Below are 9,551 nucleotides of genomic sequence, written 5' to 3' on the forward strand. Positions count from 1 at the left end.
CAGGTCCGTCTATCTATTCGTTCAGGCCGCCATATTCGACCCGCTGAGGCTTTTCTTCAGTGAAGCCTTCATCACTTCCATTTCCTTGCCCAACTCCTCGAGCTTGGCATTGCCCAGCAGCTTTTTGGCCTGGGGAAACATCTCGGTTTCCTCTTCCTCGATATGGTGTTCCAAAAGCTCCTTGACCACCTTCACGCGGCCGGCGAACTCGGGTGTAGAAGGATCGGTGGACTTCAGGTCTGGCAATACCAATGAATCTACCGTGCGGTGTTCTTCTTTCGCCTCGTAGTACATCTCATCCTGTTCCTTACCGCCTGCTTCCTTGAAAGCCGGATACAGAATCTGCTCCTCGAGCTGGGTATGAATGGTAATTTCCAGTTCAAGCTTGTCCAGCAACTCCGCCCGCTTTTTTAATGCGCGATCGGTGGATTCACTGAGTTGATTCAGGATGCCTTTAACTTTTTCGTGGTCAGTTTTCAGAAGGTCGATGGCGTTCATTTGAGGCCTCTATCACGGATTATTGTTCGCCGATCCAGGTCGGCAATTCTTGCGTTATTCCAGATAGATCTCGCATATTTTGTGCCAGCACCTCAGCTTTTAAATGGCATTAAACATCAACGGCTTGCGCAATATGATGGCCAAATATAAGCATGCACTCTGCATGAGCAGGGGTTGAGGTTCTTGCAAATAGCGGAAGTGAACCAATACACGGCAACGGCTGCGAGAGGTAATAATGATTGGAAATACAGGTGGAGGACGCTAGGGCCAGTAGCCCTAGCTGATATCACTTTTTCTTGTTCGCCGGTTTTTCTGCTTTGTCTGATTTCTTAGCTTTGGTTGATTTACCATCAGCTTTCTTGTCAGATTTTTTTGGTTCGGCATCTTTCTTCTTGTCTTTCTTTTCGGACGATTTGGCAAGCGCCGAGGCTGCCGCTGACTTTTTCGTCGGGGACGATTTTTTGTCTTTCAATTCCTTGGCATTTTTCGAGGACTCACCTTTATTTTTCTTCTCTTCTTTAGCCACGTCGACCACCTCTCGAAGTGCCGGTATTGGCACATTGCCTATGAATTTTTCCACAAGCTGATCATTAGGCGAGAGCGTCCTGAAGCCGTTCAAATTATTTGATACCGTTAAATGGCTTCATATATAACCGAACCAGCAATTCGTCTTTCAAAACGTCAACGGAGATATCCATGAAAACCGCCCTGATCTCCGACACCCACAACCTTCTCCGCCCCGAAGCCCTCGCCGCGCTCCAGGGCTGTGACCAGATCATCCACGCCGGCGACATCGGCAACCCGGACATCCTCGCCCATCTGGCCAAAATAGCCCCCGTTCACGCCGTGCGCGGCAACAACGACCTCAACAGCCCGTGGGCCGAAAACCTTCCCGACCTCCTGACCTTCACCCTCAACGGCTGGCCAACCCTCCTCGTCCACGACATCGCCGACGTTCCCGCCGATCTCGATCCGGGCATCAGGCTCATCATCACCGGCCACTCCCACAAACCCCGCATCGAATGGCGCGGTGAGCGTCTCTACGTCAACCCCGGCAGCGCCGGCCCTCGGCGTTTCAAATTGCCGGTCACGCTGGCGATCCTCGAGATACAACCCGACCGCATCGAACCGCGCCTGATTTCCCTGCTGGATCCCCCTGCCTGAAACCGCTACCGTTACCGAAAATCCAACGGAAGCCCGTGCCGAAATTAGGCGACTATTCATTTTCAAGAATTGATGCGTCCGAATTCGCATTGAATTCGGCTATATCCACTTAAAAAAAAAGATCGGTTTGGTAGCCTGCTTACCTGTCGCACCGCTGCCTTCGTATGTAATTCTTTTGGCCTCCTTGACCATGCGTAAAGCGTCCTCGACGCGCCGCGTATCCTAGAGACCTAGAATGGCCACCTCCATATGGCCATCAACTCACCACTCTTTTATTGGGTCTAAGCTAATGGACCATTTGCCATTCTTCCTGGCTTATGCATTGACTGGAATATCCACAAAGACACCACCGGATCCAGCAAGCCGCTTATAAATACGGAGTCCCACGTATTTCGACCACCTCGAGCATCATCGATGGTATCTCGCTCCTTAATCAACGCCGCTTCCAATTCAATCAAAGTGCCTGGATTTTCCTCAAGGGACCTTATAACCAAACTTGGCTTTCGTATTAAGCTGCCCCACTGCGTGCTCAAATACCCAACAATTCCTGTTTTTAATACCACCTCTCGGACGTGAAACGAAACTGCTGAGTAATTGTGGTGCGCTGCATCAACAGAAAGCGCTACCGTTACTCTAGGAACAGGACCAAGATCTTCAAAGCGCGCGGTAATCAAACGTTCGGACAAACACCCATCAAAGTACGGGTGCAGAATTCTTTCATTCCCTACACCCATCAACGTTTCTTTTCGTAGAGAATTACACTGACATGCTTGAACAAGATTCTGGGAAAACACCGAAAACTCAGGGTAAATCTCTTTGGGCAACACGTGATCTAAAGTACCACTTAGCAAGGATCCACACATAGGGCAGCCCAAATACCTGCTTTTATCCCTCATTTCTTTTATATACTTCAACTCTTTAGGAGGCGAAGCATAGTGACCTTTCAAAAAGGCACCCGTTGCCGCAGAAATCCTTACAGGAGAAACGACAAAAGCATTACCTTCCGCAAAAATATACTGATTATAGTTATACCGAATAACCGAAAGTGAAGACCTGATCGCTGCGTGACTTTTTGTACGCAAATTTCCTGAAAGAGCGACGATAGCCGAAACATCATCATAGGAAGGCCGAGACAATTTATTCATTGGTTTTCGTCTCCAAGGCACGGCGCAACGAACTCAAAACCTCTAAAGAAAGCTTGTCTTTGTAATCGTCATACAACTCCTCCCACTGGTCATAAATCTCCAACAGTCGCCTTTCGACCTTCAACGCCAAATTTGATGGTTTATCTTCATTAAACACAAAATACGATATAGCCCCAACATCCGCCCCAAATGTCTGCAACGCAGTAACCGGCGTCTCGACACGCCCTTCACTGTTAACTCTAAGCACGGAAACCTGCTCGGGAAACACCTCTCTTACAAAATATACAGAGTGCGTTGCAATAACAGCTGCCGAACCCGTCAACTCAAGCAAGCGATCAAGCAAATCAACAAACTTGCTTATAAAACTAGGGTGCAAATGTGTTTCTGGCTCATCAAGCAATAATAGCGAACCGTTTTCCACATACAGACTGGCTTGAGCAGCAAACCTTAAAAATGAAATTTCACCACTGCTTAATGGATACCCCACACCATCAATAACTCTAACGGGGTCTTTGCGAGAATCAATAGACGCATAAATATTCAGCGCCCGCTCATCACCGTTGACGCTCAATTCCTCCAGCGCCACAAAACCTCCAACCTCGTCCTTATATTGAAGACAGATCTCTTGTCGCCTGTTAATGGCTTCCAAGGATTCCAAAAACAAATTCCACCTTGAAAAATCACCTAGGTATTCTTCCGAACGTAAAACCTGAATGATTGAATCTGAAACACGACCTCTAGCTCTTTGCGACGCGCCGGCCCGGTTAAGAGCGAATCTTTTGTACCAGACTCGCGAACGTTTTCGTCGATCGCTCGGGAACACCGACCCGGTTTCATTGGTAGGTGCAAACGCTAATATTCTATTAAATGTTGGACGCTGATGGGTATCAGCGTCCTTCAGATCCAGACTCCCCGTTATAGCTGAGTAAACTATTCTCCCCAGCGTCTGACTTTTTCCAACACCATTTTCGCCAATGACCACCGCAATGCGCTTGGGCAGTTCCTCATCGTGTCCAAACCTGAATAACATCTCATGCGGGTTTAACTTACCCGCTAACTGAAAGGTAATACTCAAGCTATTTGACATATTACGGAATCTCTCATATGCCTGACCGCGAAGGATCGAGCCGGCATTATTGAACGCAAAAAAAGACTCCGTATTCCTCATGAAAGACTTTAGAAAAACATCAGACCCGCATGCCAAAGCCAACCAATTTGCTTGCGTTTTAAACTCGCCCAAAACCACCAGGTCATTTATCGATCTTAATATCAGAACCGCATTATCAACCCCAAATTCTCTAGACAATCTTCGGTAGGATTCCATATCGGGCAACATTGTAAAAAAATCATGCCCCATTGCAGCGGGCGAAACAACAGCGCTCCCGCCTTCCAGCAACTCATTTAACCTATCCACCCCATTCAAGTCCTTTGGGGAGTTTGTAATAAAACCGATATACCCATCAACCCTTACATCGCCCTGACCCTTCAAATAAATTAGAATTTTAACTTTCGTTCTATAACCGAAATCGTTCCACTTGTCTAACCCCGGCGAAATATAAATCACACTATCCCGCAGCAATTCCGACTCGGGCAACTCTTTATAAAAAACTACTTTTATATTCCTTGACTCATCAACCACTTGCTTCATCGTGAACTTCCTTTATTCACCTAACATTTTGGATGTTCTTCTGCGCCCCTGAAAAGTGAATGCCCTTCTCATTCAAAACACCCTTAGGCCCTCAAGCAAAAACTCAGCAGCGTGTTTTTTATTTTGTACTGCGACGCCGCATACAATTGAAAACGCAGAACTCCGACAGTTCAGTTTTTTCCGAACGACCCACTAACAGCCAGCGCATCCATATTTAAAACCGGGTAATAAAAAACAAAAATGGGTGTACTTATTCTGCGAACAATAAATACACCCCCATTAACATTAATTAAATTATTTAAACAGCGCCCAAACCTACATCTTCTTCGTGGACCCTCTTAAACATGAATTTCGATTTATTTTGATCAAACACATAAATTGCAGCGAGCGGAACCGCCGTTACCAACACACCAGAGAGCACATCAGCAACCGAGTGATTGAACAAATTCAACAGAGGCACACTCATCAGCGCCTTGGAAAGGGTGGTGGCAACGTAGAGTCCGATCACGGTGGTCGCAGCGCCAAACAGAATCACACCAATTTTTTCGTACTTGTCCTCAAGATTGCTCAGCATCACCCGAACACAGCGAACCGTTGAAAGCGTGCATTCCCGAATGATCGACAGGACAAGCGCTGGAAGCTTCACCAACATCGAAATCAATATCTGAGGAATTGAACTCAATACCCCAGCGATACCACCCTCGATACCCGCCTCCTTGGCACGCTGCATGATCTGACGCTCCTCGAATCGAGCATTCAGTTTGTTCGCCAATGCCATTCTCCGTTCGTCGAGCGAAGCCATGATTCCCTTTTTATCGGTGATCAGACCGCTCTGGGTGACGTCCTTGATCTCATCGACAAAAATATCCACCGTTTCAGTCACAATCAGACCGACGACTTGCTGAGCAGCCATTCGCGCGCCAGCGCTGGCCACGCTCAGCCCTATTTCCTTCATGGCCTCGCGGCGAAGGGCTGCGAGTTCCTCTTGCGCCTTTTCATACTTGGCCAGGGTTTCTTTCTCGCTAATCCAGACTTCTTTCTTATCAACGCCGACAATGAACATGATGCGGTCCGAATCATCTGGATCACGCGTACCTCGATTCTTGATGTACTGGACCAGATCCAAATCACTTTTCGAGCGATTCAGCGATTGATCGGCAAATATCAGATTCTCGCTGAAATTCATCGCCTCAATAATTTCCCCGTCGTCAGTCGCCAGACGCAGGATCATGTCCTGATAAATTTCTTTCTTTGGAATGATGTGTTCGATGTCTGTCGAAAACGGATCCAGAGTTTTTCCCTGTGCAGGGTCATAGCCATTTTCGAGTCTGTTGGCCTCTACTGCACCCGGCACCCCGGCAAATTTCTTGAGTCTCTCCTGGGTCTCGAAACGCTCATCCGCCAACTTCGAGAAATTCTTGTTTCCATGAAGCCAGTTGTCACCAGCAAACTCACCGTAACTCTGAGACAAGTTTGCATACTTCAACTCATTTGACCTGTCCAGTCCCGCTACCACCGGCGCCAGGCAAAATGCAGAGACAGCCCTGCGCAGGGCTTCCTGTTTGGTTTGCTCGAATATGTGATCAACATCCTTTGGCCTTACTGGCAGCTTGTCCTTGATCTCGGCAACGACTTGATCGGTATCTTTATCGATTTCCATCGTCTTTGAAAAATAGGCTGAGACTTTCTCGGAGCTGAAACTGGCGTATGATTTCGCGCGTTCGCTGGAGCTGGAGTAGGCCGAGCTGATACTGACGCTTACTTTCTCGTACGCTACTTTCGTACCATCACCGATCGCAATTGCCTTTTCTTTGGCCACCGTCACTACGGTGCTGTTCGCGGTGCTTTCGGCGACATCAGTGAGCGTGCTCCTGGTTGTTGAGTACATATCAACAGCACTGTCGGAGACCCTTTGCGAATACTCGATACTTTTATCCTTTGCATCGCTCAGCACGTCCTTGCTACTTGCCACCGCATCCGAAACCAAGTTGCTCAGCGAGTCGAATTTTCCCTTAAAAAAGCTCACGTCCTGCTCCTGTGTCGCGTTCAAGTCGACGCAGTATGCCATCAAATTAACATCATTCCAGCGGCACTGCTGGATCCCCCCGCCTGAAACCGCTACCGTTCCCCCATCCAGAACAGGGAACCCACGCACCATGTCCATAGCCGACAACCTTCTCGCCTTCACCCTCGCCGCCACGTTGCTGACCCTGACACCCGGCCTCGACACCGCGCTGGTGCTGCGCACCGCCACCGTCGAAGGCAAGCAGCAGGCGTTGCGTGCGGCGCTGGGGATCAATGCCGGTTGTCTGTTGTGGGGCGCGGCGGTGGCGTTCGGGTCGGGGGCGTTGATTGCCGTGTCGGAGCTGGCCTACAACCTGTTGAAGTATTGCGGCGCGGCGTATCTGGCGTGGCTGGGGTTGAACATGCTGCTGCGCCCTCGCCGTTCGCTGGCACCGGCCGAGGCCGACGGCAAGCCGGGGGCGAACTGGTTTTTCAAGGGCATGCTGGGGAATGTGCTGAATCCGAAGATCGGGATTTTCTACGTGTCGTTTCTGCCGCAGTTCATTCCGCAAGGTCAGCCGCTGGTGCCGTGGACGTTCGGCCTGGTGAGCATTCACGTGGTGCTCGGGCTGATCTGGTCGCTGGTGTTGATTGGCGCGACGCAGCCGTTGTCCGGTTTCCTTCGCCGCGAGAAGGTGATTCGCTGGATGGATCGCACCTCCGGGATGATTTTCGTACTGTTTGCCGCGCGGTTGGCGTTCAGCAAGCGCTAAAGGCCTGAAGGATCACTATCAATCCATGAAGATCTGTTTACCGACGTTCTGGTCAAAAGACTCCGGCATCGATTACAGCGCCCCGATTCTTGACCTGAACGACCTCGTGCCAAGTGTCGGTCAGCGCGCACTGGCCCGGCTTGATTACCACGAGCCAATCACCGTTGGTGAAACCCTCCAGGTCATTTGGTGCCCGCCCATTTCCGATCTGAATGGCTGGGATGAGCAGCCATCTGAGATTACGCAGAGCTATCTCCTGACTACCAGAGTCGTCGGCATTGCTCCCTCAGGTCGTGGTCGATACGAACTCGAAATCCTGAACCGTGAGCTGTTTGTGAGTGTATTGCGAGCGCTTGCGGAGGATTTGCAGGGGCAGCAGAGCTTCATACACCTGGATCGTCTGGCCTGGGATGAAATTCATTGGGCTGGCAGCGCTACAGTTGAGGAGTTCACCTATCTGAACGCCCTCACACCGCATGAAGCGTTCATGGAGTTGATCGTCAAAGTCATCGGGAACGAGATCATCGGCCTGTTTTCGTTGCACATCGATCCGGGCGGTGTTTTCTGCAAACTGGGCGGCACGCGTCTGGCAGGTTCGGAACTGGCAGCAGTCAAACGAACGCTCGCCACTGCCCGCCCACTGCATGACACGCGGGCCCATTACCTTGCTTGATCCTCTCTGACACCACTCGCGCAAAAGACATCAAACAGAAGACTTGCCCATTACATATGGATATCCGTATATTCGGACAACCATATGTACCCAAGGCATCGTCATGCTCAACCCCGCCTCCGTTTTCAAATGCCTCGCCGACGAAACCCGCGCCCGGGCCACGCTGCTGATCACCCGTGAAGGTGAGTTGTGTGTCTGCGAACTGGTCTGTGCGCTGGACGATAGTCAGCCGAAAATCTCCCGCCATCTCGCGCAACTCCGCACCTGCGGCCTGTTGCTGGATCGCCGTCAGGGCCAGTGGGTTTATTACCGGCTCAACCCTGATTTGCCGGCATGGATTCGCACGCTGCTTGAAACCACGCTCGCCGCCAACACCGCCTGGCTGGAAGAAAACAGCGCGCGGCTGGCGGCCATGGGCGATCGCCCGCTCAATACGTCTGCCTGCTGCTGAGGATCAACCATGCGAGTTTTATTCATGTGCACCGCCAACAGCTGCCGCAGCATTCTGTCGGAGGCGATGTTCAACCATCTGGCGCCGGCCGGTTTCGAAGCAGTCAGTGCCGGTAGTTTCCCCAAGGGCCAGGTGCTGCCGCGCAGCCTGACCACGTTGCAGGCGGCCGGTATTTCCATCGCCGGGTTGAGCAGCAAGGGCAACGAGGCCTTCGAGGACAACCCGCCGGACATCGTCATCACCGTGTGCGACAAGGCCGCCGGTGAAGCCTGCCCGGTGTACTTCGGCCCGGCCCTGAAAGCCCATTGGGGGCTGGAGGATCCTTCGGATGTGCGCGGTGATGAAGAAACCATCGACGCCGCTTTCCGCGCCACTCTCGCCCGAATCGAAACCCGCTGCCGAGCCTTCCTCGCCCTGCCCTTCGCCGAACTTGACCGTGATGCCCTCAAGCGCGAGCTCGACCGCATCAGCACGCTGTAACCGGAGCCGACATGACCGACCTGCCCAACCTCGATCCTTCACTGGTTCAAACAACCACGCATGACGAAGGCGCCCACAAGCCGCGCATCCTTTTGCTGTACGGTTCGACCCGCCCGCGCTCCTTCAGCCGCTTGCTGGTAGAAGAAGCTGCCCGCCTGCTGGAGCACTTCGGAGCCGAGACGCGGATCTTCAACCCTTCAGGCCTGCCACTGCCGGATGATGCCCCCGGCGATCACCCGAAAGTCCAGGAACTGCTCGAACTGATGCAATGGTCCGAAGGCCAGGTCTGGTGCTCGCCCGAACGCCACGGCGCGATGTCGGCGGTGTTCAAGGCGCAGATCGACTGGGTGCCACTGGCCCTTGGCGCGGTGCGCCCGACCCAGGGCAAGACCCTGGCGGTGATGCAGGTCTGCGGCGGTTCGCAGTCGTTCAACGTGGTCAATCAACTGCGCGTGCTGGGCCGCTGGATGCGCATGTTCACCATCCCCAATCAGTCATCGGTGCCCAAGGCCTATTTGGAATTCGACGAAGGCAACCGCATGAAACCCTCGGCGCTGTACGACCGGGTGGTGGACGTGATGGAAGAACTGGTGAAATTCACGCTGTTGCTGCGTGACCGACCGGACCTGGTGGATCGTTATTCCGAGCGCAAGGAGTCGGCAGAAGAGTTGATGCAGCGGGTCAATCAGCGCTCGATCTGAAGACCAGACCTCAC

General features: G+C 51.9%; 11 protein-coding genes. 6 read left to right on the forward strand and 5 right to left on the reverse strand.

All coding sequences use genetic code 11. The features are described 5' to 3' along the window. Positions 1-21: 21 nt before the first annotated feature. Together L6D82_RS19615 and L6D82_RS19620 are read right to left on the reverse strand one after the other, a co-directional pair. Positions 22-498: a hemerythrin domain-containing protein gene (locus L6D82_RS19615; RefSeq protein ID WP_007955324.1), complete on the reverse strand. Its 477-nt coding sequence runs from the start codon at positions 496-498 to the stop codon at positions 22-24. Positions 499-784: 286 nt separating this feature from the next. Continuing rightward, complete coding sequence (locus L6D82_RS19620; RefSeq protein ID WP_085747577.1) at positions 785-1,024, reverse strand: hypothetical protein; 240 nt, start codon at positions 1,022-1,024, stop codon at positions 785-787. Positions 1,025-1,194: 170 nt separating this feature from the next. Here L6D82_RS19620 and L6D82_RS19625 point away from each other — a divergent pair, with 170 nt between their 5' ends. Further along, positions 1,195-1,662 (forward strand): metallophosphoesterase family protein, encoded by a 468-nt coding sequence (locus tag L6D82_RS19625; protein ID WP_236191139.1) that lies wholly within the window; start codon positions 1,195-1,197, stop codon positions 1,660-1,662. Positions 1,663-1,943: 281 nt separating this feature from the next. Here the strand turns inward: L6D82_RS19625 and L6D82_RS19630 are convergent, their stop codons facing one another. From L6D82_RS19630 to L6D82_RS19640, 3 genes are all read right to left on the reverse strand, one after another. Next, on the reverse strand, positions 1,944-2,807 hold the full coding sequence (locus tag L6D82_RS19630) for a hypothetical protein (protein ID WP_129972598.1): 864 nt from the start codon (positions 2,805-2,807) through the stop codon (positions 1,944-1,946). Next, on the reverse strand, positions 2,800-4,455 hold the full coding sequence (locus L6D82_RS19635; RefSeq protein WP_129972599.1) for an AAA family ATPase: 1,656 nt from the start codon (positions 4,453-4,455) through the stop codon (positions 2,800-2,802). The genes L6D82_RS19630 and L6D82_RS19635 overlap by 8 nt, the downstream gene beginning before the upstream one ends. A 298-nt stretch (positions 4,456-4,753) precedes the next feature. Then, a complete protein-coding gene (locus L6D82_RS19640) occupies positions 4,754-6,619 on the reverse strand; it encodes a hypothetical protein (protein WP_129972600.1) in 1,866 nt (621 codons plus the stop codon). Here L6D82_RS19640 and L6D82_RS19645 point away from each other — a divergent pair. From L6D82_RS19645 to arsH, 5 genes are all read left to right on the forward strand, one after another. Next, on the forward strand, positions 6,612-7,232 hold the full coding sequence (locus tag L6D82_RS19645; RefSeq protein WP_236191141.1) for a LysE family translocator: 621 nt from the start codon (positions 6,612-6,614) through the stop codon (positions 7,230-7,232). The genes L6D82_RS19640 and L6D82_RS19645 overlap by 8 nt on opposite strands. Positions 7,233-7,257: 25 nt before the next feature. Continuing rightward, the gene (locus tag L6D82_RS19650) at positions 7,258-7,905 is read left to right on the forward strand and encodes a hypothetical protein (RefSeq protein ID WP_236191143.1); all 648 of its coding nucleotides are present in this window, start codon (positions 7,258-7,260) and stop codon (positions 7,903-7,905) included. A 103-nt stretch (positions 7,906-8,008) separates the two neighbouring features. After that, positions 8,009-8,356: a metalloregulator ArsR/SmtB family transcription factor gene (locus L6D82_RS19655; protein WP_064381911.1), complete on the forward strand. Its 348-nt coding sequence runs from the start codon at positions 8,009-8,011 to the stop codon at positions 8,354-8,356. A gap of 9 nt (positions 8,357-8,365) precedes the next feature. Then, the gene (locus tag L6D82_RS19660; protein ID WP_236191145.1) at positions 8,366-8,836 is read left to right on the forward strand and encodes an arsenate reductase ArsC; all 471 of its coding nucleotides are present in this window, start codon (positions 8,366-8,368) and stop codon (positions 8,834-8,836) included. Between the two features lie 11 nt (positions 8,837-8,847). Then, positions 8,848-9,537, forward strand: coding sequence for an arsenical resistance protein ArsH (arsH, locus tag L6D82_RS19665; RefSeq protein ID WP_085604534.1), 690 nt, complete (start codon positions 8,848-8,850; stop codon positions 9,535-9,537). The last annotated feature ends 14 nt before the right edge of the window (positions 9,538-9,551 follow it).

The organism is Pseudomonas paraglycinae (assembly GCF_021601625.1).
In the GTDB taxonomy this organism is placed as follows: domain Bacteria; phylum Pseudomonadota; class Gammaproteobacteria; order Pseudomonadales; family Pseudomonadaceae; genus Aquipseudomonas; species Aquipseudomonas paraglycinae.